This is a genomic window from Streptomyces sp. NPDC006207 (genome assembly GCF_040613835.1).
Lineage (GTDB): Bacteria > Actinomycetota > Actinomycetes > Streptomycetales > Streptomycetaceae > Actinacidiphila.
Genome location: NZ_JBEXSX010000001.1, coordinates 46,232 through 69,387 on the forward strand (window position 1 = coordinate 46,232; position 23,156 = coordinate 69,387).

At 70.5% G+C, this 23,156-nt stretch carries 23 protein-coding genes and 1 tRNA gene; 13 read left to right on the top strand and 11 right to left on the bottom strand.

Going from position 1 to position 23,156, the window contains the following annotated elements:
- Window positions 1-105: 105 nt before the first annotated feature.
- Window positions 106-2,595, top strand: a complete 2,490-nt coding sequence (locus tag ABZ312_RS00215) for an ATP-binding SpoIIE family protein phosphatase (protein WP_500331601.1) — start codon at window positions 106-108, stop codon at window positions 2,593-2,595.
- A gap of 55 nt (window positions 2,596-2,650) precedes the next feature.
- Window positions 2,651-3,088, top strand: coding sequence for a MarR family winged helix-turn-helix transcriptional regulator (locus ABZ312_RS00220; protein WP_500331603.1), 438 nt, complete (start codon window positions 2,651-2,653; stop codon window positions 3,086-3,088).
- A 7-nt stretch (window positions 3,089-3,095) separates the two neighbouring features.
- On the opposite strand, the gene ABZ312_RS00225 is transcribed toward ABZ312_RS00220, so the two are convergent.
- Window positions 3,096-3,506, bottom strand: coding sequence for a winged helix-turn-helix transcriptional regulator (locus ABZ312_RS00225; RefSeq protein WP_499512861.1), 411 nt, complete (start codon window positions 3,504-3,506; stop codon window positions 3,096-3,098).
- A 114-nt stretch (window positions 3,507-3,620) separates the two neighbouring features.
- Here ABZ312_RS00225 and ABZ312_RS00230 point away from each other — a divergent pair, with 114 nt between their 5' ends.
- Entirely contained in the window at window positions 3,621-4,235 is a 615-nt protein-coding gene (locus ABZ312_RS00230) for an FMN-dependent NADH-azoreductase (RefSeq protein WP_500359617.1), read from the top strand.
- A gap of 107 nt (window positions 4,236-4,342) precedes the next feature.
- On the opposite strand, the gene ABZ312_RS00235 is transcribed toward ABZ312_RS00230, so the two are convergent.
- Window positions 4,343-4,918 (bottom strand): TerD family protein, encoded by a 576-nt coding sequence (locus ABZ312_RS00235; protein WP_431959002.1) that lies wholly within the window; start codon window positions 4,916-4,918, stop codon window positions 4,343-4,345.
- Window positions 4,919-5,078: 160 nt separating this feature from the next.
- Between ABZ312_RS00235 and ABZ312_RS00240 the strand changes: the two genes are divergently transcribed.
- On the top strand, window positions 5,079-5,600 hold the full coding sequence (locus ABZ312_RS00240) for a MarR family winged helix-turn-helix transcriptional regulator (RefSeq protein ID WP_500436008.1): 522 nt from the start codon (window positions 5,079-5,081) through the stop codon (window positions 5,598-5,600).
- 545 nt (window positions 5,601-6,145) lie between these two features.
- Window positions 6,146-6,757 (top strand): hypothetical protein, encoded by a 612-nt coding sequence (locus tag ABZ312_RS00245; protein ID WP_500436010.1) that lies wholly within the window; start codon window positions 6,146-6,148, stop codon window positions 6,755-6,757.
- A gap of 192 nt (window positions 6,758-6,949) precedes the next feature.
- Here the strand turns inward: ABZ312_RS00245 and ABZ312_RS00250 are convergent.
- Window positions 6,950-7,033: transfer RNA gene (locus ABZ312_RS00250), tRNA-Leu, on the bottom strand.
- A gap of 364 nt (window positions 7,034-7,397) precedes the next feature.
- Between ABZ312_RS00250 and ABZ312_RS00255 the strand changes: the two genes are divergently transcribed.
- The 6 genes from ABZ312_RS00255 (at window position 7,398) to pknB (ending at window position 15,391) form a co-directional block, all read left to right on the top strand.
- Window positions 7,398-8,243, top strand: coding sequence for an FHA domain-containing protein (locus tag ABZ312_RS00255; protein WP_500331610.1), 846 nt, complete (start codon window positions 7,398-7,400; stop codon window positions 8,241-8,243).
- A 10-nt stretch (window positions 8,244-8,253) separates the two neighbouring features.
- Window positions 8,254-8,778 (top strand): FHA domain-containing protein FhaB/FipA, encoded by a 525-nt coding sequence (locus tag ABZ312_RS00260; protein WP_500436012.1) that lies wholly within the window; start codon window positions 8,254-8,256, stop codon window positions 8,776-8,778.
- A 57-nt stretch (window positions 8,779-8,835) separates the two neighbouring features.
- Window positions 8,836-10,386, top strand: a complete 1,551-nt coding sequence (locus ABZ312_RS00265) for a PP2C family protein-serine/threonine phosphatase (protein ID WP_500331631.1) — start codon at window positions 8,836-8,838, stop codon at window positions 10,384-10,386.
- Between the two features lie 25 nt (window positions 10,387-10,411).
- Window positions 10,412-11,800, top strand: coding sequence for an FtsW/RodA/SpoVE family cell cycle protein (locus ABZ312_RS00270; RefSeq protein ID WP_499512868.1), 1,389 nt, complete (start codon window positions 10,412-10,414; stop codon window positions 11,798-11,800).
- Entirely contained in the window at window positions 11,797-13,260 is a 1,464-nt protein-coding gene (locus ABZ312_RS00275) for a peptidoglycan D,D-transpeptidase FtsI family protein (RefSeq protein WP_500331612.1), read from the top strand. The genes ABZ312_RS00270 and ABZ312_RS00275 overlap by 4 nt, the downstream gene beginning before the upstream one ends.
- Window positions 13,261-13,411: 151 nt before the next feature.
- Window positions 13,412-15,391 carry a Stk1 family PASTA domain-containing Ser/Thr kinase gene (pknB, locus tag ABZ312_RS00280; protein ID WP_500436014.1) on the top strand — a complete coding sequence of 660 codons (1,980 nt, stop codon included), beginning with the start codon at window positions 13,412-13,414 and terminating at the stop codon, window positions 15,389-15,391.
- Window positions 15,392-15,487: 96 nt separating this feature from the next.
- On the opposite strand, the gene ABZ312_RS00285 is transcribed toward pknB, so the two are convergent.
- From ABZ312_RS00285 to ABZ312_RS00310, 6 genes are all read right to left on the bottom strand, one after another.
- Window positions 15,488-16,174, bottom strand: coding sequence for a class E sortase (locus tag ABZ312_RS00285; RefSeq protein ID WP_499516889.1), 687 nt, complete (start codon window positions 16,172-16,174; stop codon window positions 15,488-15,490).
- A 70-nt stretch (window positions 16,175-16,244) separates the two neighbouring features.
- Window positions 16,245-17,735, bottom strand: a complete 1,491-nt coding sequence (locus ABZ312_RS00290; RefSeq protein ID WP_500331616.1) for a class E sortase — start codon at window positions 17,733-17,735, stop codon at window positions 16,245-16,247.
- 4 nt (window positions 17,736-17,739) lie between these two features.
- A complete protein-coding gene (locus tag ABZ312_RS00295; protein ID WP_354792929.1) occupies window positions 17,740-18,375 on the bottom strand; it encodes an aminodeoxychorismate/anthranilate synthase component II in 636 nt (211 codons plus the stop codon).
- The gene (locus tag ABZ312_RS00300; RefSeq protein WP_499512872.1) at window positions 18,372-18,548 is read right to left on the bottom strand and encodes a hypothetical protein; all 177 of its coding nucleotides are present in this window, start codon (window positions 18,546-18,548) and stop codon (window positions 18,372-18,374) included. The genes ABZ312_RS00295 and ABZ312_RS00300 overlap by 4 nt, the downstream gene beginning before the upstream one ends.
- 41 nt (window positions 18,549-18,589) lie before the next feature.
- The gene (locus tag ABZ312_RS00305; RefSeq protein ID WP_500359619.1) at window positions 18,590-19,309 is read right to left on the bottom strand and encodes a class E sortase; all 720 of its coding nucleotides are present in this window, start codon (window positions 19,307-19,309) and stop codon (window positions 18,590-18,592) included.
- 2 nt (window positions 19,310-19,311) lie between these two features.
- Entirely contained in the window at window positions 19,312-20,079 is a 768-nt protein-coding gene (locus ABZ312_RS00310; protein ID WP_500359621.1) for a DUF881 domain-containing protein, read from the bottom strand.
- A 136-nt stretch (window positions 20,080-20,215) separates the two neighbouring features.
- On the opposite strand from ABZ312_RS00310, the gene crgA reads away from it, so the two are divergent.
- Window positions 20,216-20,470 (top strand): cell division protein CrgA, encoded by a 255-nt coding sequence (gene crgA / locus ABZ312_RS00315; RefSeq protein WP_089229113.1) that lies wholly within the window; start codon window positions 20,216-20,218, stop codon window positions 20,468-20,470.
- Between the two features lie 241 nt (window positions 20,471-20,711).
- On the opposite strand, the gene ABZ312_RS00320 is transcribed toward crgA, so the two are convergent.
- Both ABZ312_RS00320 and ABZ312_RS00325 read right to left on the bottom strand, forming a co-directional pair.
- Entirely contained in the window at window positions 20,712-21,566 is an 855-nt protein-coding gene (locus ABZ312_RS00320; RefSeq protein ID WP_500331620.1) for a rhomboid family intramembrane serine protease, read from the bottom strand.
- A 71-nt stretch (window positions 21,567-21,637) separates the two neighbouring features.
- On the bottom strand, window positions 21,638-22,165 hold the full coding sequence (locus tag ABZ312_RS00325; RefSeq protein WP_499516890.1) for a peptidylprolyl isomerase: 528 nt from the start codon (window positions 22,163-22,165) through the stop codon (window positions 21,638-21,640).
- A 218-nt stretch (window positions 22,166-22,383) separates the two neighbouring features.
- On the opposite strand from ABZ312_RS00325, the gene ABZ312_RS00330 reads away from it, so the two are divergent.
- Complete coding sequence (locus tag ABZ312_RS00330; protein ID WP_500436016.1) at window positions 22,384-23,151, top strand: DUF5324 family protein; 768 nt, start codon at window positions 22,384-22,386, stop codon at window positions 23,149-23,151.
- Window positions 23,152-23,156 lie beyond the last annotated feature (5 nt).

The following is a 23,156-nucleotide window of genomic DNA, read 5'->3' on the forward strand; positions in this document are numbered from 1 at the left end:
TCCGATGTTTCATGCTTGCCTGGACGGTGAAGACCCGACCCTGATGCTCCTTCAGCCTTCCGCGCCGAACCGCAGCCGAACCGCAGGTGCCCGACGTTGGACGAGATGACCAGGCTTCCCACGACCACGACCACGACCCCGCTCGCAGCCACCGGTGTCTCCGCGCTCGTACGCCTCGCCGTGCTCTGCGTCGGCCCCGACGGTGACATCTCGTACTGGAACCGCGGCGCCGAGGAGCTCTTCGGCCACCGCTGGGAGGGCGTGTTCGGCCGTCCGGCGGCCGGACTGCTGCCGCACACCGCGGGCCGGCACCCCGGTGAGCAGGACGCCCTGGAGGTGCTGGACGAGTTCACCCGCTCCGCCTGGGCCGGATCGCTGCCCACCACCGACCGTGACGGCGGCGTCAAGGACGTGGTGTGGTGGTCCTACCGCATCATGGAGCCGGCCGGCCGGAGCCTGCTGGTGATCGCCGCCAACGCCCGCCCGTTGCGCGACACCGGGCCGCGTCTCGCGCTCGGCGACCACCTGCTGCCCTACACCGCCGACGGCACCACCGCCCGCGGCGCCGTCCGCATCATCCCGCGCCTCGCCCCGGCCGCCGACCCCGCGCACGCCGAGCACCTGGCCGGCCGGCTGGGCTCGGTGCTGCCCCGGGTCAGCGCGGGCCGGCTGGACCGGATCGTCCGTCAGATCGTGCCCCTGGGCTACCCGGCGGTGGAGGTCGACGGCACCGTGCTTCTCCCCGTGCTCCCCGAGGAGCACGGCACGACCGTGGCCCAGCCCGCCGCGAACCCCGCCACCGGCCGCGCCGCGCGGCCCACCCGGCCCGCCCGGCGCACCCGGCCCGCGCAACCGGAGCTGCTGCCCGGCCCCCGCGGCGACGTCGCGGCACCGGTACTGCTCCCGGTGGCCGCCCCCAGCGTCTCGCTCGCCCCGGGCCACGTGCTGGACGAGCAGCTCGCCCTGCTCCGGGAGACCGGGGCCAAGGTCGGCACGACCCTCGACCTGGCGACGACCGCCCGCGAGCTGTGCGCCGTCACCGTGCCGCGTTTCGCCGACTTCGCCGCCGTCCTCGTCGTCGACCAGCTGTTCTCCGACTCCGAGCCGCCGAAGGACGACCTGACCGGGGACACGATCATCGCGCGCCGGGTCGCCGTCGCCCACACCGACACCACTCCCGGCCCGTGGGCGGCCGCCCTGCCGGAGGGCGAACTGATCCCGCTGCCCGCCGACTCCACCCCGCGGCTGGGCGAGCCGCTGCTCGTGCCGGTGATAGACCCGGCACTGGCCCGGGACATCGCGCTCGACCTGGGCGTCCCCGGGCTCGGCCCGTTACTGCCCGAGCGGTCGATGGTCGTCGTACCGCTCACCGCACGGGGCACGGTGCTGGGCCGGATGTGCTTCCTGCGCCACCCCGGCCGCCGTCCCTTCGACGCCAAGGACGCCGCGACCGCCGCCGAGGTCGCCGCCCGCGGCGCGGTGCAGCTGGACAACGCCCGGCTGCACCGCCTGGAGTCGCGCGCCGCCGCGACCCTGCAGCGCAGCATGATGCCGACCCGCCCGCCCCGCATCCCCGGGGTGCGGATCGCCCACCGGTACATGCCCGGTGACCGCCAGGCCCAGGTCGGCGGCGACTGGTTCGACGCCATCCAGCTGCCCGGCGGGCGCGTGGCGCTGATCGTCGGCGACGTGATGGGCCACGGTCTGCTGTCGGCGGCCGTGATGGGCCAGTTCCGCACCTCGGTGATCACGATGGCCGCGCTCGACCTGCCGCCCGCGCAGTTGCTGCGCCACCTGGACAACCTCGCCCACCGCCTCGGCGCCGAGCACCTGGCGACGTGCGTGTACGCGGTCTACGACCCGATCCACCGGACCCTGACCCTGGCCAACGCCGGCCACATCCCGCCGGTGCTGGCCCGGCACGACGGCCGCAGCGAACTGCTGCAGATCCCCAAGGGCGCCCCGATCGGCGTCGGCGGCGTGCCCTTCGAGACGGTCGAGATCCCGGTACCGGACGGCAGTTGGCTGGTGCTGTGCACCGACGGCCTGGTGGAGGTGCGCGGCCAGGGGATAGACGCGGGCCTGGCGGCGCTGTGCTCCAACGTCATCGAGCCCCAGCAGACCCCCGAGGACGTCTGCGAGCAGATCCTCAGCCGTGTCCACTCCGACGACCGTCGCGACGACGTGGCGCTGCTGGTCGCCAACTTCCAGGGCATCCCGCCCGAGGACGTCGCCGAGTGGCGGCTGTCGATGGACCTCTCCGACGTCCGGCGGGCACGCGCGCTCACCCGTGAGCAACTGGCGCGGTGGGGGCTGGAGGGGGTCAGCGACCTGACCGAGCTGCTGGTCAGCGAGCTGGTGACCAACGCGCTGCGGGTCGCCTCGCACGAGGTGTCGCTGCGGCTGATGCGGGTCGGCAAGCTGCTGGTCGAGGTCAGCGACGACGACCACAACCTGCCGCAGCTGCGCCGCGCGGACGCCGACGACGAGGAGGGCCGGGGCCTGGCCCTGGTCAGCAACCTCTCCCGGCGCTGGGGCACCAGCCGCAAGGCGGTCGGCAAGGTCGTCTGGTTCGAGCTGCCGCTGCCCGCCTGACCCTGGGACGAACCGGACCGAACCACCCCGATCCAGTCAGATGTAACCTACAAGCATGCAGGCCGGCAAAGGCGCGTCCGTCGAGACGATCCACCGCGAGATGACCGCGTTCGCCCGCCGCGCGCGCACCGCGGTGGCCCGCATGCACCCACAGCTGTCCCTGGTGGCGTACACGCTGCTGGCCCACATGAGCGAGCACCGGGACTGCCGGGCCACGGACCTCGCGCAGGCGTTCCTGCTGGACAAGTCGACGGTCAGCCGCCAGGTCGCAACCCTGGAGCGGCTGGGCCTCGTCGAACGGCGCCCCGACCCCGCCGACCACCGCGTCCAGGCGCTGCTGCCGACCGCGGCGGGCGCGGCCGTGCTCGCCGAGGCGAACCGCGCCGCACGGCGCATCGTGTGCGGGAGGCTCGCGGACTGGGACGACACCGACCTGGAGCGCTTCGCCGCCTACCTGACCCGCTACAACGACGCCGCGGAGCAGCAGGGCTGACCCGGCGTCAGCCGGTCGCCCCCGCCCCTGAGCCGCAGGCCTCCGCGCCCTCCGTGCAGGCAGCCGCACCGTCGGGGAGGTACTTCTCCGCCCACGACCCCAGCTCCCCCAGGGCCGGACCGAGCGCCTCACCTGCCTCGGTGAGGCGGTAGCTCACCCTCAGCGGCGGGCCGGGGTCCACCTCGCGGACGACGATGCCCGCCTCGGCCAGCTCCGTGAGCCGATCGGAGAGCATCCGTTCGCTGATCTTGGGGATGGCCCGGCGCAGTTCGACGAAGTACGCCGGCCGCTGCGTGAGGACGGCCACGATCAGGCCGCTCCAGCGCTTGCCGAGGATCCCGAAGACGCGGGTCAGCCCGACGTCGACCTTGGCGCACGGCTCCGCGTCGTGCGCGGCCGGCTCAGTCCCCTGTCCCATGGCCACAAGGGTACCCGGCTTGTCGTTACGTGCTGCAGAAAAGTAAGGTCCTGTGGTAGCAATAGCAACGCACGAATTTTTCACTCCGAACTTTACGGAAGTGGAGGCACCCCCATGCCCACGCTGCTGCACCTCGACTCGTCCATCTGGCCCTCCGAGACCTCCGCGTCCCGTGACGTGGCGAACTCCTTCCGCAAGGAATGGGAGGCCCAGCACCCGGGCGGCGTCGTGATCTACCGCGACCTGAACGCCGAGCCCGTGCCGCACCTCGACGCGACCCACTACGTGGGCGGCGCCGAGCACCCGCTGCGCAGCGAGCTGGCCGACGAACTCGAACGGGCCGACGCCCTCCTGATCAGCGCGCCGATGTACAACTTCTCGATCCCCAGCACCCTCAAGGCCTGGCTCGACCAGGTGATCATCCTGGGCCGCACCGCGGGCGAGCAGCCCTCCGCCGCGGACACCCCGGTCGTCGTGGTGGCCAGCCGCGGCGGCGGCTACGGCCCGGGCACCCCGCGTGAGGACTTCGAGTTCGTGACCAACTACCTGGAGAAGGTCCTGCAGGGCTGCCTCGGCATCACCGACGTCGAGTTCATCGTCCCCGAGCTGACCCTGGCCCGCGTCGTCCCGGCCATGTCCGGCCTCATCGAGGCCTCCGACGCCTCCCGCACCAAGGCCCACGAGCAGGCCACCGCCAAGGCCAAGGAGCTCGCGGCGCGCGTCGCCTGACCCCCGTCCCGGCCGCCCCGACGCACGGAGGGGCCGCGTGGCGTGCGCCACGCGGCCCCTCCGTCGTCGTACGTGCCCGGCCGCCCGGGCGTACGGCTACCCCACGCTCACAGGTTGACGCCGAAGTCCTGCGCGATGCCGCGCAGGCCCGAGGCGTAGCCCTGGCCGACGGCGCGGAACTTCCACTCGGCGCCGTTGCGGTACAGCTCGCCGAAGACCATCGCCGTCTCGGTCGAGGCGTCCTCGGAGAGGTCGTAGCGGGCGAGCTCGTTGTTGTCGGCCTGGTTCACCACACGGATGAAGGCGTTGCGGACCTGGCCGAACGACTGCTGGCGGCTCTCGGCGTCGTAGATCGACACCGGGAAGACGATCTTCTCGACCTCGGCCGGCACGGTGGCCAGGTTCACCTTCACCTGCTCGTCGTCGCCCTCACCCTCGCCGGTGAGGTTGTCGCCGGTGTGCTCCACCGAGCCCTCCGGGCTCTTCAGGTTGTTGAAGAACACGAAGTGCTTGTCCGAGACCACCTTGCTCTCGGCGTTGACCAGGAGCGCGCTCGCGTCGAGGTCGAAGTCGGTGCCGGTGGTCGTACGGACGTCCCAGCCCAGACCGACGGTGACCGCGGTCAGTCCCGGGGCCTCCTTCGTCAGCGAGACATTGCCGCCCTTGGAAAGGCTGACACCCATGGGATCTCCCTGCTCATTCCGGCGCGGGCCGCGCCCCTTGACGATTCCTTTGCCCAATCGCTCAACGGCTCTCCGGGGCCGCGGGTTCCCGGCGCCGCACCCGTTCACCTGAGTGCCGTACACGCCCGTACGACGGGCGTGGGAACGGTAGAAAGGACCCATGGCCACCGGCTCCCGCGCTCCGTCCGACTCCCCCTCCGGCGCCGACGACCCCGGGAGCACCGCCGAGGAGATGGTCGGCGCCCTGCTGACCGCGTCCCGGCTCCTCGTCGCGGTCTCCGCCCGCTCGCTCGCCGCGGTGGAGGAGGCACTGACCCTGCCGCAACTGCGCATGCTGGTCGTCCTCGAGACGCACGGGGCGCTGAACCTCTCGCAACTCGCCGCCGAACTGGGCGTCCAGCCCTCCACGGCGCTGCGCATGCTGGACCGCCTGGTGGCGATCGACATGGTCACGCGCGACGCCTCCCCCACCGACCGGCGCACGACCGTCATCTCGCTGACCGCGACCGGGCGGCGCACCGTGAACGACGTCACGGAGCGCCGCAGGGCCGAGATCGCCCGCATCGTCGACGCGATGCCCGCAGGACAACGCCGCCACCTCATCCAGGCCCTCCAGGCCTTCGCCGAGGCCGGCGGCGAGCCCCCCGTCGGCCAGCGCGACGCGCATCACGCCGGCTGGTGACCCTCCCGCCGGCGTGCGGCGGTCAGGACGGCTGGAAGCCGCCGACCTGCGGGAGATCCCCGGCCAGCCCGAGCTTCGCGGCGGTCAGCTCCACGCTGCCCTTGCCGGTGGGCCAGCAGCACCGCGCCGCTCTTCGGTGACCAGGCGATCCACCCCGGTGCCGCCGGCACCGACGTCTCGTGCGGGCTGGTGGACCTCGGCGACGTCCGCTTCCACTGCACCGGTGAGCACGACGGCCCCTGTCCCCGGACCCGTTCCGTGACGTCGTCTCGTAAAGACCGCGGGTCGCACCCGTGGGAAGGCCTCCCCAGGGCGGTGGGCAGGCTGATGGTGGCCATGCCTTCGCCGAGGTTGCGGGAACTGCTGACCGCCCTCACTCAGCTCGCGCTCTTCTGCCACGCGAGGGCCTGCCTGCGTCAGCGGAGATCTGGCTGTCTCGCAAGGTCATCGAACGGTTCATCGCTGTTGGCTGTCCCCAATGGGAAAAGGCACCCGGGGCAACTAGCGCACCCGTCTTTTGCGCCTACGCGAGATCCTCTTCGGCGGTGAATGCCGCACCGGCGCCCCGGCCGGGCTCTCCGCCGCAACCGCGAACCGCCCCTACGGCAGCACCGAGTTGCCTGGACAAGCCGGGAGAGCGCCCCGCGTACAACGGGCCGAAGACCATCCGTCGCCTCCGGGAGCGCGGCTACACGCCCGGCTACCTGGCCGACGACCGCGCCTCCAACAACTCCGAACTCCCGCTGGTCGACCCACAACCCGGTCCGACCGGGCCTGTCAAGGTCAGCCGCCAGCGCGCCATCCCGCTCGCCCCAGAAGAAGGGGCCAAGCACCGGCAGGCCTTGGACCACGGCGACGAACAGTGGCGGAAGATCTACTTCCGCCTCCGCAACAGCGTCGAAGGCTTCAACGGCTTCGCCAACAGCCCGCTCGCCGAGACCATCGAATCCTCACGATCCCGGCCCATCCGAGGGGTCGCCGCCCAGACCATCCTCCTGGTCCTCCAGCTCGCCCATGCCAACCGTCGGAAGATCACGACGTGGCTGGACAGCCTGGCAGTCGGCGGACACCACCCCATCAGGCGCACCAACCGCAGACGCAAGACGAAGCCCCTTGGTACCTGGACGCCAACGGGCCACTTGACACCCGCCACTTGAGTGACGCGCCTCACAGGTGCACATCACCCATACGAAAGAGCCCTCTCGCCGACCGTAAGCGGCCGGCGAGAGGGCTCCAGCGCGTGAGGGATGCGGCGACCGCCCCAGCCGCCGGCCCGACCCCTTGATCAGCACGAGAAACGGGCCCCCGACTGCGACTTTCGTCACGGTCGGAGACCCGTCTCCACTGTGTGCGCGAGGGGGGAGTTGAACCCCCACGCCCTTTCGGGCACTGGAACCTGAATCCAGCGCGTCTGCCTATTCCGCCACCCGCGCATGGGTGTTGTCTTCCGGATCCCTTCACACCTTGGGGTCTTCCCCGTCCGGTGCGTCAGCCCCTTCCGACACGGAGAACATTAGCACGCTGCTCAGGGTGGAATCACATCCGTTTCCGGGCACCCCCGAGCGAGGGGAACCGTCCTCTGTTGCGGGACACTGGCATGAGCCGCCTCTACCATCCCTGTGGGGGAGCGGCCGCGGACCATGGCACTGTTGACACCGGTCCCGTGGGACCGATCGGGGAACCAGCGGTTTTCCCAGTGCGTGGATACGATCAGTAAGCAGTACCGGAAGGATCGGACCGGAGGACCACGGCGGACCGCCGTGCGCAACCGCAGGACCTCGAGGAGGGAGGTGCACCGTGGGAGTACTCAAGAAGTTCGAGCAGCGTCTCGAGGGCTTCGTGAACGGCACCTTCGCCAAGGTGTTCAAGTCCGAGGTACAGCCCGTGGAGATCGCGGGTGCCCTGCAGCGCGAGTGCGACAACAACGCGACGATCTGGAACCGGGACCGCACCGTGGTCCCCAACGACTTCATCGTCGAGCTCAGCACCTCCGACTACGAGCGGCTGAGCCCGTACGCCGTCCAGCTCGGCGAGGAGCTCGCCGGCATGGTGCGCGACTACGCCAAGCAGCAGCGCTACACCTTCATGGGCAACATCAAGGTGAACCTGGAGAAGGCCGACGACCTCGACACCGGCCTGTACCGGGTGCGCAGCCGCACCCTCGCCTCCAGCGAGTCGCAACAGCAGCAGTACCAGCAGCAGCAACAGCCCCCCGCCGGCCGTGGTGGCTACGGCTACCCGCCGCAGGCCCCGCAGCGCCCCGCGGGCCCGCCGCCGATGCCGGCCGGTCCGCCGCCCGGCGCCGCGCCGGTCACCAGGCTCCCCGGAAGCGGCCCCACGGCCCCCGGTGGCGCCGGCATGAACGTACGCCGCTGGATCGAGATCAACGGCACGCGCCACCAGATCTCCCGTCCGACCCTCGTGCTCGGCCGCAGCACCGAGGCCGACGTCCGGGTCGACGACCCCGGTGTGTCCCGCCGCCACTGCGAGATCAGGGCGGGATCGCCCTCGACGGTCGTGGACCTCGGGTCGACGAACGGCATCGTGGTGGACGGACAGCACACCCAGCGCGCTACGCTCCGCGACGGTTCACGGATCGTCGTGGGCAGTACCACCATCGTGTACCGGCAAGCCGAAGGGTGAAGCGGGGGCAATGTCAGAGCTGACCCTGACGGTCATGCGGTTGGGTTTCCTCGCCGTACTGTGGCTGTTCGTCATCGTGGCCGTGCAGGTCATCCGCAGCGACCTGTTCGGCACGCGGGTGACCCAGCGCGCGGCCGGGCGCCGCGAGGCCCAGTCCCGCCCGCCGCAGCAGCGCCAGCAGGCGCAGCCCGCGCAGGGCCGCCAGCAGCAGAACAACAACAACAACCGGGCCCGGCGCGGTGCCCCCACCAAGCTGGTGGTCTCCGAGGGCTCGCTCGCGGGCACCACGGTCGCGCTCCAGGGGCAGACGATCACCCTGGGCCGGGCCCACGATTCCACGATCGTGCTTGACGACGACTACGCGTCCAGCCGCCATGCCAGGATCTACCCGGACCGCGACGGCAACTGGATCGTCGAGGACCTGGGATCCACCAACGGCACCTTCATGGACCGGAACCGGCTCACCACGCCGACCCCGATCCCGCTCGGTGCCCCGATCCGCATCGGCAAGACCGTCATCGAGCTGCGGAAGTAGTCGCACAATGGGCGAGCACAGCCAGCGAGCGCGAGCGAGAGGGTGGGCAGCGTGCGGATGTACCCGGAGCCGACGGGCGAGGTGCGCATGACTCTGTCGCTGCGCTTCGCCGCCGGCTCTCACAAGGGAATGATCCGGGAGGGCAACGAGGACTCCGGCTACGCCGGCCCGCGGCTGCTCGCCATCGCCGACGGCATGGGCGGCCAGGCCGCCGGTGAGGTCGCCTCCTCCGAGGTGATCTCCACGCTCGTCCCCCTCGACGACGACATCCCCGGCTCGGACATCCTCACCTCCCTCGCCACCGCAGTACAGCGGGCCAACGACCAGCTGCGCGTCATGGTCGAGGAGGACCCCCAGCTGGAGGGCATGGGCACCACGCTCACCGCCCTGCTCTGGACCGGCCAACGGCTCGGCCTGGTGCACGTCGGCGACTCCCGTGCGTACCTGCTGCGCGACGGTGTGCTCACCCAGATCACCCAGGACCACACCTGGGTGCAGCGGCTCGTCGACGAGGGCCGGATCACCGAGGAGGAGGCCGGCACGCACCCGCAGCGCTCGCTGCTGATGCGCGCCCTGGACGGCCGCGGCCAGGTCGAGCCCGACCTGTCGGTCCGCGAGGTCCGGGCCGGCGACCGCTACCTGATCTGCTCCGACGGCCTGTCCGGCGTCGTCAGCCACCAGACCCTCGAGGACACCCTCGCCGGGTACCAGGCGCCCGCCGAGACCGTGCAGGAGCTGATCCAGCTCGCCCTGCGCGGCGGCGGCCCCGACAACATCACCTGCATCGTCGCCGACGTCCTGGACATCGACGACGGCGACACCCTCGCCGTGCAGCTGCACGACACCCCCGTCGTCGTGGGCGCCGTCGCCGACAGCCGGCACCACTCGCCGCTGTCCGACCCGCGGCATCTGCAGACCCCGGCCGGGCGCGCCTCCGAGCTCGGCCGTCCGCCGGCCCCCGACGGCGCCTTCGGTCCGCCTGGCAGCGGGAACCCGCAGGTCAGCGCCCCCGTGGGCGGCTTCGGCGCGTTCGAGGACGAGGAGCTGAGCAAGCCCCGCAAGCGCGGCCGGTGGCTCAAGCGCTCGCTGATCCTGCTGGTCGTCCTCGGTGTCATCGGCGGCGGCCTGTACGGCGCGTACCGCTGGACCCAGACGCAGTACTACGTCGGCGTCAAGGGCGACCACGCGGCGATCTACCAGGGCATCGAGCAGAAGCTGGCCTGGGTCAACCTGTCGAAGGTCCACGAGGACCGCCCCGGTATCGAACTCAAGTACCTACCGCAGAACCAGCGCAAGTACGTCACGGCCACGATCGCCGCCAGCGGACTCGGCGACGCGCGCCGGACCGCGGACGAGCTCGAGCACCAGGCGAAGGTCTGCCAGACCAAGGAAGCCATCGACAAGTCCAAGGCCGCCGCGGCGGAGAAGGCCAAGAAGGACGCGCAGAAGGGCGCGGACACCGCCACCGGCAAGACCACCGGCAGCCCGTCCCCCGACGCGTCCAGCTCCCCCAAGCCCGGCACGACCCCCTCCAGCAGCCCGTCGACCAGCCCCACCCTCTCCGACGAGGACCAGTCGCTGGCCCAACAGTGCCCCAGCGGCAGCTAGTGAGCAGGAGGGGCGTCAGTCCAGCATGAGCGTTGTCACGAACACCACGACCATCACATCCGTCGGCGCACCGAGCCGCCGCAACACGGAGCTCGCGCTCCTGGTCTTCGCGGTCCTGATCCCGGTCTTCGCGTACGCGAACGTCGGGCTGGCGAAGAAGGGCACCCTGCCCGCCGGCATGCTCGCGTACGGCCTCGGCCTCGGCGCCATCGCCCTCGTCGCGCACCTGGTCGTCCGCAAGTTCGCCCCCTACGCGGACCCCCTGATGCTGCCGATCGCCACCCTGCTGAACGGCATGGGCCTGGTGTTCATCTGGCGGCTGGACCAGGAGCCCACGCTCCCCGGCGGTTCCTCCGCGCCGACGCAGCTGATGTGGTCGACGCTGGGCGTCGCGCTCTTCCTCGGCGTCCTGGTCTTCCTCAAGGACCACCGCATCCTGCAGCGCTACACCTACATCTCGATGGTCGTGGCGCTGGTCCTGCTGATCCTCCCGGTGTTCTTCCCGCCGGTCTACGGCGCGCGGATCTGGATCACCATCGCGGGCATGTCCATCCAGCCCGGTGAGTTCGTGAAGATCATCATCGCGGTGTTCTTCGCGGGCTACCTGATGGTCAAGCGGGACGCGCTCGCGCTCGCCAGCCGCCGCTTCATGGGGATGTACCTGCCCCGCGGCCGTGACCTCGGCCCGATCCTGGTGATCTGGGCCCTCAGCATCCTCATCCTGGTCTTCGAGACCGACCTGGGCACCTCGCTGCTCTTCTTCGGCCTCTTCGTGATCATGCTCTACGTCGCCACCGAGCGCACCAGCTGGATCGTGTTCGGTCTGCTGCTGTCCGTGGGCGGCGCGGTGGTCGTCGGCAGCTTCGAGTCGCACGTCCACAGCCGGGTGGAGGACTGGCTCAACCCGTTCCGCACCGTCGAGGCCGGCCAGGGCGCCAGCCAGCCCGCGCAGGCCATGTGGGCCTTCGGCTCCGGTGGCCTGTTCGGATCGGGTCTCGGCCAGGGTTACTCCCGGCTCATCGGCTTCGCGGCCAAGAGCGACTACATCCTGGCCACCGTCGGGGAGGAACTGGGCCTGGCGGGCCTGATGGGCATCCTGCTGCTCTACGCACTCCTGGTGGAGCGCGGCGCCCGCACCGCGCTGGCCGCCCGTGACCCCTTCGGCAAGCTGCTGGCGATCGGCCTGTCCGGGGCCTTCGCGCTCCAGGTGTTCGTCGTGGCCGGCGGTGTCACCGGGCTCATCCCGCTGACCGGCATGACCATGCCGTTCCTGGCACAGGGCGGTTCCTCGGTGATCGCCAACTGGGCCCTGGTGGCCATCCTGCTGAGAATCAGCGACACCGCGCGCCGACCGGCGCCGACCCCCGCCTCGTCCCCCGACGCCGAACCGACCCAGGTGGTGCGGACCCAGTGAACAAGCCCCTGCGCCGAGTCGCCATCTTCTGCGGACTGCTCGTGCTCGCCCTGCTCGTCAGGGTGAACTACATCCAGTTCGTGCAGGCCGACGAGCTCAAGAACGACGCGAACAACCGACGGGTCACGATCAACCAGTACGCGACGCCGCGCGGCGACATACTCGTCGACGGCAAGGCGATCACCGGCCACACCGAGACCACGGGCAGCGACTTCAGGTACAAGGCCACCTTCAAGAACGGGAAGATGTGGGCGCCGGTCACCGGCTACGCCTCGCAGGCCTTCGGGACGACCCTGCTCCAGGGCGTCGAGGACAAGATCCTCACCGGTGACGACGACCGGCTCTTCTTCACCCGCACCGTCGACGTGCTGTCCGGCAGGCAGAAGCAGGGCGGGGACGTCGTCACGACCCTCAACGGCGCCGCCCAGAAGGCGGCCTTCGAGGGCCTGGGCAACAAGAAGGGCGCGGTCGCGGCCATCAACCCGAAGACCGGGGCCATCCTGGCCCTGGCGAGCACGCCTTCGTACGACCCCTCCTCCTTCGCCGGCAACTCGCAGAAGGACAGCGAGGCCTGGAACGCCCTGCAGAAGAAGAACAACCCCGACGACCCGATGCTGAACCGGGCGCTGCGGCAGACCTACCCGCCGGGCTCCACGTTCAAGGTCGTCACGGCGGCCGCGGCGCTGCAGGACGGGCTGTACGACGACATCGACGAGCCGACCGACTCCGAGGTGCCGTACATCCTCCCGGACACCAACCACCAGGAACTGAAGAACGAGGGCGGCATCGCCTGCAAGAACGTCTCCCTGAGGGAGGCGCTGCGGGTCTCGTGCAACTCCGTCTTCGGCAAGCTCGGCGCGACCCTCGGCCGCGACAAGATGGTCGAGGAGGCCGAGAAGTTCGGCTTCAACGAGGAGCAGTTCGTCCCGGTCCGCGTGGCGGCCAGCAACTTCTCCACCAAGATGGACAGGCCCCAGACGGCACTGTCGTCCATCGGCCAGTTCGAGACCGCCGCCACCCCGCTGCAGATGGCGATGGTGGCCTCGGCGATCGCCAACGACGGCAAGCTGATGAAGCCGTACATGGTGAGCGAGCTCCGCGGCTCGAACAACAAGCTCGTGGACAGCGTCAGCCCCGAGGAGCTCTCGCAGCCGCTCAGCGCGGAGAACGCGCAGAAGCTCCAGCAGATGATGGAGACCGTCGTGCAGTCGGGCACCGGCACCAACGCCCAGATCCCGGGCGTCACGGTCGGTGGCAAGACCGGTACCGCCCAGCACGGCGTCGACAACAGTGAGAAGCCTTACGCATGGTTCATCTCATACGCGAAGACGGACAGCGGCTCCCCGGTGGCCGTCGCCGTCGTGGTCGAGGACGCCAGCGCGAACCGCGGCGACATCTCCGGTGGCGGCTTCGCCGCGCCGATCGCCAAGAGCGTCATGGAGGCCGTGCTGAACAAGTGATGCCGGTCACACCGTATCCATGGATGTGCGCTATGTCGCACGTCGCGGTACCGGTCGTGTATCGGCTACCGGCGAGGGCCGGGATCGGCACGCGGCGGCGGGTACGGTATGCCCGAGCAGCCACACGGACGGTTTAGGAAGGGCAAGCGCTATGGAAGAGCCGCGTCGCCTCGGCGGCCGGTACGAGCTGGGCTCGGTGCTCGGCCGCGGTGGCATGGCCGAGGTGTACATCGCCCATGACACCCGGCTCGGCCGCACCGTCGCCGTGAAGACGCTCCGGGTGGACCTCGCCCGCGATCCGTCCTTCCAGGCCCGGTTCCGCCGTGAGGCCCAGTCGGCCGCCTCGCTGAACCACCCGTCGATCGTCGCGGTCTACGACACCGGCGAGGACTACGTCGACGGGGTCTCCATCCCGTACATCGTCATGGAGTACGTGGACGGCTCCACCCTGCGTGAGCTGCTCCACTCCGGGCGGAAGCTCCTGCCGGAGCGTTCGCTGGAGATGACCATCGGCATCCTCCAGGCCCTGGAGTACAGCCACCGGTCCGGCATCGTGCACCGCGACATCAAGCCCGCGAACGTGATGCTGACCCGGAACGGTCAGGTCAAGGTCATGGACTTCGGCATCGCCCGCGCCATGGGCGACTCCGGCATGACCATGACGCAGACCGCAGCCGTGATCGGCACCGCCCAGTACCTCTCCCCGGAGCAGGCCAAGGGCGAGACCGTCGACGCGCGCTCCGACCTGTACTCCGCCGGCTGCCTGCTCTACGAGCTGCTCACCGTGCGGCCGCCCTTCGTCGGCGACTCCCCGGTCGCGGTGGCGTACCAGCACGTGCGCGAGGAGCCGCAGCCGCCGAGCGTCTACGACCCCGAGGTCACGCCCTCGATGGACGCCATCGTGCTCAAGGCGCTGACCAAGGACCCGGACTACCGGTACCAGTCCGCCGACGAGATGCGCGCCGACATCGAGGCCTGCCTCGACGGCCAGCCCGTCGCCGCCACGGTCGCCCTGGGCGCCGTCGGCTACAACGGCGGCGGCTACGGGGGCTACGGCAACGACGCACCCACCACGGCCCTCCCGCCCCAGCAGGACGCCGGCACCTCGATGCTGCCGCCCATGCGCGAGGACGACGGCGGCTACGGCTACGACCAGCCCCAGGGCAACGGCCGGCGCAAGCCGAAGAAGAGCAACACGTCCACGATCCTGCTGGTCGTCGCCGCCGTCCTGGTCCTGATCGGCGCGATCTTCATGGGCAAGGCGCTGTTCTCCGGGAACGGCAGCGGCAACGACACGGTGTCCGTCCCGCAGTTCGTCGGCGACACCAAGTCCGAGGCCCAGGACCGGGCCTCGAACGGCGGGATCACCATCACCTTCGGTGAGGCGATCTTCTGCGCCGACCAGCCCAAGGACCACGTCTGCAAGCAGTCGGCCGAGGCCGACAGCAAGATCCCCAAGGACCAGAGCGTCACCCTGCAGCTCTCCAAGGGCGCAGAGAAGATCGAGGTCCCGGACGTCACCGGTGACTCCTTCGAGGACGCCGAGGCGGAGCTGAAGGAAAAGGGCTTCGAGGTCGACAAGCAGTCCAAGACCTCCAGCGAGGAAGAGGGCACGGTCCTCAAGCAGGACCCCAAGAGCGGCGCGAAGCGGGACAAGGGTTCGACGATCACGCTCACCGTGGCCGTGGCGCCCGAAGAGGTCACGATCAAGGACGTGAGCAACAAGACCCAGGCGGAGGCCACTCAGATCCTCCTAGCCGACGGCCTGAAGGTGACCAGCACCCAGGAGGAGTCCGCCGACCACCCCCAGGGCACGGTCATCCGGACCGACCCGACGGCCGGAAGCACGATCAAGGCGGGCGAGACGGTCACCCTGATCATCGCGAAGCCGCCGTCCACCAACGCGATCCCCGACCTGAAGGGCATGACGGTCGCGCAGGTCAACGGCATCGCGCAGGAATTCGGCGTGACGCTGCAGTTGGCCCCCGGCTCGTCGCAGGACCCGAACGCCATCGTCCGGAACCAGAATCCGCAGCCGGGCACCCAGATGAAGCCGGGTGACATCCTGACGGTCTTCGCCCCGGACCAGAACGGCGGCGGAGGCTTCATCAACGGAGGCAACGGCGGCTGACGCCGAACGCACCGGAAACGGCGGAAGGGGCCGCGGACATCACGTCCGCGGCCCCTTCCGTTTGCGTCCCCTGCCCGTGCGGGCGGCTCCTGCGCGTCAGCCCAGCTCCGCCGGAGGCGTCCGCTTCGCGTCCACCTTCTGGGTACGGACGAGTTCGGCCCACACGATGTAGCGGTCGCGCGAGGTGTAGACCGGGGTGCAGGTGGTGAGCGTGAGGTAGCGGCCGGCCTTCTTCTTGCCGCTCTCCTTCGGGATCTGGTCGATCACCTCGACGTTGTACTTCGAGGTCTCGGGGAGCACCTTGTAGACCTTGTAGACGTACCAGGTGTCGCGGTTCTCGAAGACGACCGGGTCGCCGTTCTTGATCTTGTCGATGTTGTGGAACTTGGCGCCGTGGCCGTCGCGGTGCGCGGCGAGCGTGAAGTTGCCCTGCTTGTCCCCGGGCATGGCGGACTCGACGGGCTCGGTGTAGTAACCGGCGACACCCTCGTTGAGCACCTTCGTGGAGGTGCCCTTCTTCACCAGGACCTCGTAGTTCCTGCCCATGGCGGGGACGTGGAGGAAGCCGATGCCGCCCTTGGTGTCGAGCTTGCCCGGGGCGCTGTCGGCCCACTGGCGCCTGATGGCATCGCCCTCGTGCTTGGCGGCGCGGTCGGCGAGGACGTTGGTCCACCAAAGGGAGTAGACGACGAAGAGCCCGAGGATCACGCCCGCGGTGATGAGGAGTTCACCGATCAGGCTGACGGTGGCGGCGAACCACGAGAGCCGGTGCCGGTCGGGCACGGCTTCCCGGGCGCGGTCGTGCTGGGTGGTCGTCACCACTTGCCCCGATCCTTGTACGTCCGTACCTGGCTCAGCCGACCAAGGCGGGCGGCTTGCCCTTGCTGCGCGGCCATTCCTCGACCATCTTGCCCCACACGATCAACCGGAACTTGCTGGTGAACTCCGGTGTGCACGTGGTCAGTGTGATGTAGCGGCCGGGCTTGGTGAAGCCGGATCCGTCGGGGACCGGCTTGATCACCGAGATGTTGGAGGGCGGGGTCGAGGGCAGCGTGCTCGTGATCTCGTACGTGTAGTACGTGCTCTCCGTCTCGACCACGACCTTGTCCCCCGCCACCAGTTTGTTGACGTAGCGGAACGGTTCGCCGTGGCTGTTGCGGTGGGCGGCGAGGGCGAAGTTGCCCTGCTTGTCCCAGGGCATGGCCGTCTCCAGGTCGCCGGAGTAGTGGCCGATCATGCCCTTGTCGAGCACCTTGTGCTTGTCGACGCCCTCGGCGATGGGCGCCTTCACGTCCAGCTTCGGGATGTACATGATCGCGAAGCCCTGCCCGGGCGAGAAGGCGCCGGGGTCGCGGGCCGGGTCCTTCTCGCCCTGCCACTGCTTCTGCAGGTTGTTGGCGGCGCCGCCGGCCTGCTGGTGGGCGAGGACGTTGGTCCACCACAGCTGGTAGGTGACGAAGAGCAGCATCAGCACGCCCAGGGTGATGAACACCTCGCCGGCCACCCGGCTGGCGATCACCGCGGGGCTCTCCTTGGCCGCGCGCGCGGCGCGCCGGGCCTCCATGCGGGACCTGGGTGCGGCCGGTGTCGACGCCATGGGGGCCGTGACGGCCCCTGTGGCGGCCTGGGGGGCCTCGGGGGTACCGGAACGCCTCCGTCCCCTGCCACCGCGCCGTGCGGCCTCCTGGGCCGCTTTCCGGCGGGCGGCACGTCCGCCGCCCTCGGGCGCCGGGACGCCGGAGGGCGGCTGCGGGATCTCCTCCCGGTCCTGCTCCGGCTCGCGTTCCGGCTCGGCCCCGGTCACCACGGGCATCGCCATGGTGTCGCCGGGCGCGCCCGCGACCCGGCGGCGCGCGGCGGCACGCTCCGCGTCGGTGAGCGGACGCCGGACGGCCCTGAACCCCTCGGCGTACGGCTGCTCGGGCGGCCCTCCGTGCCGGGGGCGCGGCTCGGGCGGCTCCTCGGGGCCCGGCGCGGACGACGGCCGGGAGGGCCACGGGTCGGCCGGCTGCGGCTCGTAGGCGGGCCTCGTGGACCCGTAGTACGCCTGCTCCTGCCCTTGTCCCTGTCCCTGCTCGTACACCTGCTGGCCCGGCACCGCGGCCTGGGGGGTGACCGGCTGCGCGGTCGCGGACGGCGGCGCAGGCGGCGTCATGGGGGGCGGCGCAGGTGGCGCCGCGGCGGGCTCCGCGCCGGAGTCCGCGCCGGAGTCCGTGCCGGACTCCTGGGCGGGGCGGGCCGCGCGGCGCCCGGTGCTGGGCAGCGGGTCGTTGAGCGGGTCGGCCAACTGCTCCACCACGGCGGCGAATTCGGCGGTGTCACCGAAGTGCCGATGCGCGGTCACGCAGTCACGCCCTGGTTCCGACCACAGGCGCGAGGCCCGCGGAACGCTCGACGGCGCCCTTGTCGCCGCATTCCACCAGCCAGTTGGCGAGCATCCGGTGCCCCCATTCGGTGAGCACCGACTCGGGATGGAACTGGACGCCCTCCACCCGGGCGCTGCGGTGCCGCAGTCCCATGATGATGCCGTTCTCCGTCCAGGAGGTGATCTCCAACTCCTCCGGCACCGTGTCCCGTTCGACCGCCAGCGAGTGGTAGCGGGTCGCGGTGAACGGCGTCGGCAGCCCCGCGAAGACCCCGCGGCCCTCGTGGGTCACCAGGGAGGTCTTGCCGTGCAGCAGCTCCGGCGCCCGGTCCACCACACCGCCGTACGCCACCGCCATGGACTGCAGTCCGAGGCAGACCCCGAAGACCGGGACGTCGGTGGCGGCGCAGTGGCGCACCATGTCGACGCAGACACCGGCCTCCTCGGGGGTGCCGGGCCCGGGGGAGAGCAGGACCCCGTCGAAGCCGTCCTGGGCGTGGGCGAGCTCCACCTGGTCGTTGCGGAGCACTTCGCACTCGGCGCCCAATTGGTACAGGTACTGGACCAGGTTGAAGACGAAGCTGTCGTAGTTGTCGACGACGAGGATGCGTGCGCTCATCTGACGGCTGCCATCCCCTCGTCGACGGTCACGTCCCCGAACGGCAGCAGCGGCTCCGCCCAGGGGAAGACGTACTGGAAGAGCACGTAGACGGTGGCGAGGACCAGCACCAGCGAGATGAGTGCCTTCAGCCACACGTTGCCCGGCAGATGCCGCCAGATCCAGCCGTACATGCGCCGCCTTCCTGCCCTCCGTGCCCGTGCCTCGCCCAAGATTAGCCCGACAAACCCTCCGGCATACCGTCCTCCACAGGCCGTGTGGATTCCAGGTGCCCCCAGGTGATGAGCCGGTGGCTGTGGCCCCACTCGGGATCGCAGGTGGTCAGGGTCAGATAGCGGCCGGGAACCGTGTACCCGGACTTCTCCGGGACGGGATCGATCACAGCGACGTCGGTGGGGACGGTGCGGTAGGGTGCGCGGTCGATCTCGTAGGTGTACCAGGTGCGCCCGTCGGTCAGGACGACCTCGTCGCCCTTGCGCAGCCTGGGGAAGTCCTTGAACGGGTCGCCGTAGGTGCGGCGGTGGCCGGCGACGGCGAAGTTGCCCACGGCGCCGAGCCGGGCGGTGTCCGCGTAGTGGCCGAGGCCCTTCTTCAGGGTGCCGGTGCCCGTCCCCTCCAGCACGGGCTTGTGCCAGGAACGGCCCAGCCGCGGGACGTACATCACCGCGAAGGCCGTGCCGTCCCGGTACGGCGCCGCGGCCGGCCCCGACGGGGAAGGGGACGCCGAGGGGGTGGCAGCGCCCGTGCCCCCGGGGGACGGGGCGGCCGCGGCGACCGGCCCGGTCGCCCAGCGGTCCTGCAGCCGGTCGATCTCCCCGTCCATCGCGCGGTCCGCCCGTACGCCGGTCCAGAACAGCACGTAGCAGACGAAGAGCACGATCAGCGCGCCCACGGTGATGCACAATTCGCTCAGCGTCCGCACCACCAGGCGCATGATCACCCCACAGGCTTGGCGTACTGCAGGTCCACTGTGCCGGAGTAGCCGGGAAGAGTCACCCGTCGTTCGTCCTCGACCTTCCAGCCGAGCCCGTAGGCCTGGACGTACTGCAGGTAGTTCTGGATCGCGGGGCTGGCGTCGAGCGCCTTGTGCAGCTTCTCCTGGTCGCCGACGGCCGTGATGGTGTAGGGCGGGGAGTAGACGCGGCCCTGCAGGATGAGCGTGTTGCCGACGCAGCGCACCGCGCTGGTGGAGATCAGCCGCTGGTCCATCACCTTGATGCCGGAGGCGCCGCCCGCCCACAGGGCGTTGACCACGGCCTGCAGGTCCTGCTGGTGGATCACGAGGTCGTTCGGCTGCGGATTCGGCACGCCCGGGACGAGCGCCGTCGCGTCCGGCGGCGCGTCGTTCAGGGTGACGGAGACGGCGGGACCGGCGAGCTTCAGGGTGCCGGCCTCGGCGCCGAGCCGCGCCAGCTCCTTGCGCGTGGCGTCGCTGACGCCGCTGTCGGTGTGGGCGAGTCCGTCGACGTCCTCGCGCACCCCTGCGAGCTCGTTCTCCAGCTGCTCGTTCTGCCGGCTCTTCTCCTGGACACGGTCCGACAGGCGCAGCAGCGGGTCGTCGGTGCGGATGTCCAGGCCCTTGGCGGTGTCGAAGCTCATCCAGAACAGCAGACCGGCCATCGCGAAGACCCCGGCGCTGAGCACACGAAGCACCACAGACCGGGCGGATCGGGGGCCCGGGGAGGCGTCCACCGGATTGCTCACCGTAGCCTTATCTCCTTCCAACCCGCGGAAGCACTACGCTAACGGACGCCCGGAGGCGTGGGCCCCCCTGCCGTCGGGCCGCTCATACAAGACGTCACACGCGCGGTTACGCAGCGCATCGACAGGAGAGTCCCTCGTGCCGAAGTCACGGATCCGCAAGAAGGCCGACTTCACTCCGCCCCCGGAGAAGACCACCCCCATAAAGCTGAAGTCCGGCCGCGGCTGGGTGGCTCCGCTCATGCTGGCACTGTTCCTCGTCGGCCTGGCCTGGATCGTGGTCTTCTACGTGACGCAGGGCAGCTTCCCGATCGAGCAGCTGGGCAACTGGAACATCGCCGTCGGCTTCGGCTTCATCGCGGGCGGGTTCGTCGTGTCCACGCAGTGGAAGTAGCAGATCGCACAGTTATCCACAGGCGTCATCCACAGTGTTGAAAAGGTCGCATGATCTGTGGATAACCGCCAGCCGGTTGACACCGGTGTGACCGGTGGTCCGATGTACGGACCACCGGTCTTTCGTTGATCTTGCAGGTCAGACACGGTGTGTAGGGGCACGCGCACGGCTCGCCCACAGGATGCACAGGAGGCCTCCGCCTCTCTGTGGATAACGTCTGATCAACGCTGCGCGTTACGGCCTAGCCGGAGATATTCGCGACCCCGGCCCACACCGTGACCGCCACGGCGAGCAGCATCGCCACGCACGTCCCCCACTGGACCAGCGCCCGGCGCGAGCGGGGCGCGTACGCCATCGCGACGGCGATGATCGCCCCGGTGACGAGACCGCCGATGTGCGCCTCCCAGCTGATGTTCCCCCAGGTGAAGGTGAACAGCAGGTTCAGCCCGAGCAGGATCAGGACGGGCCGCATGTCCATCCGCAGCCGCTTCACGAAGACGGCCGTGGCGCCGAAGAGCCCGTAGATCGCGCCCGAGGCACCCAAGGTCAGGGTCTCCGGGGCCAGCAGCACCACCAGCGCGCCGCCCCCCAGCCCCGCGACCAGGTAGAGCGCGGTGTAGCGGGCCCGGCCGAGCAGCGTCTCCAGCGGGCCGCCGATCCACCACAGCGAGAGCATGTTGAAGGCGATGTGCGCGAAGTCCTCGTGGAGGAACATCGAGCTCACCAGCCGGTACCACTCGCCCGGCCCGCCCGCCACGCCGCACACCGCGGTGCCAGGGGCGTAGCACGGGACGAAGAGCCCCAGCTCGGTGACGAACTGCTTGCCCTCGACCTTGGCGAGCAGGAACACCAGCAGGTTCAGCCCGATCAGGATCTTGGTGACGAGCCGGGGGTCCCCGGCGACCGAGCCGCCCGCCACCGTGCGGGGTTCGGCGGCCTGGGCCGCACGACGACCCTCCCGCACGCACTCCGGGCAGTGGAAGCCCACCGACGCGTTGATCATGCACTCCGGACAGATCGGCCGCTCGCAGCGGGAGCAGCGGATGCCGGTCTCCCGGTCCGGGTGCCGGTAGCAGCGGACGGCCTGGTCGGTCATGTGTCAGCCCTTCGCAGCGGAATCGCCCCGCCCGTCATACGCACGGGCGGGGCGTTCGGGTTCCCGGGACCCTAGCGACGCTCGATCACGACGCTCTGAATCACCACGTCCTCCAGCGGACGCTCGGTGCGCGGGTTGGTGGGGGCGGTCGCGATGGAGTCCACGACCTTCTGGCTGGCGGGGTCGGTGACCTCGCCGAAGATGGTGTGCTTGCGGGTGAGCCACGCCGTCGGGGCGACCGTGATGAAGAACTGCGAGCCGTTGGTGCCCGGGCCGGCGTTCGCCATGGCCAGGAGGTAGGGCTTGGTGAAACCGAGGTCCGGATGGAACTCGTCGGGGAACTGGTAGCCGGGGCCGCCGGTGCCGTTGCCCAGCGGGTCGCCGCCCTGGATCATGAAGCCGGAGATGACCCGGTGGAAGACCGTGCCGTCGTAGAGGTGCTCGTGGGAGGTCCGGCCGGTGTGCGGGTCCGTCCACTCACGGGTCCCCTCCGCGAGCTCCACGAAGTTCTTGACCGTCTTGGGCGCGTGGTTCGGCAGCAGCCGGACGGTGATGTCCCCGTGGTTGGTCTTCAGGGTGGCGTAGAGCTGCTCGGCCACGATCTTGCCTTCCATAGTCCTCACTGACAGGGGCAAATCCTCGCACGTCACGCCTTCCCGCACGCAACTGTCGCGCCCCAGGTCATCCGGTGGCATCGTCGGTGACGGCTCCCCTTGACCCGGATGCCCGTACGCACATGCCGTACCCCGCGACGGCGGGCATGATTTCAAACCGGGTGGAAAGGCGAAAACCGAACGCCACCGAGGAGGAGGTTCTCGTGACCCGCATCGACAGCGTGCGCGACGCAGCCGAGAGGACGAGGGTCAGCGTGCGGCACGCCGCGGACGTGGTGGCGCCGTACGCCGACACAGCGAAGCTCAACGCCGCGCACTACACGGACGAGGCCAGGCTCTACCTGGCACCCCGGGTGTCGGCGGCCGGGCGGCAGGCCCGCGCGGCGGCCCGGACGCAGTACGACGCGCACCTGGCGGCGCGTCTCGACCAGGCCCTGGCGGCGGTGCCGCCGGGCGTCCAGCAGAAGGTGGGGACCGCCGCCCGGCGCACCCGTGACACCGCCCGTCTGGCGGCGGAGTTCACAGCGCCGCGGATGGGCCAGGCGGTGACCACCGTGCGCAGCGTCGCGGCCCCGGCCGCGGAGGAGGCGGCCGCCCGCAGCGCCGCCGCGGTCGCCGTGCTGCGCAGCCACGTCACGGCGGACGACATCCGCAAGCTGGAGCGCCGCCGCGAGCGCCGGGCCCGCAACGGGCGGTTCGCCAAGGGCCTGCTCCTGGCGGGCCTCGTCGCCGGGGCCGGCTTCGCGGCGTGGAAGTGGTGGAGCAAGCAGACCAACCCCGACTGGCTGGTGGAGCCCGCGCCCGCCACCGAGGTCGCCGACCGCGCCTCCCTCAACGGCGGCGTCGGGGCCGACGCCTCGTTCGGCAAGGTCGACGGCTCGCCGGTGGACGCGCTTGACCCGGAGGTACAGGCCAAGCAGGCGGAGTCGGACGCCGACGACCGCCGCGACCGCGGGGACACCCACCCGTGACGTGA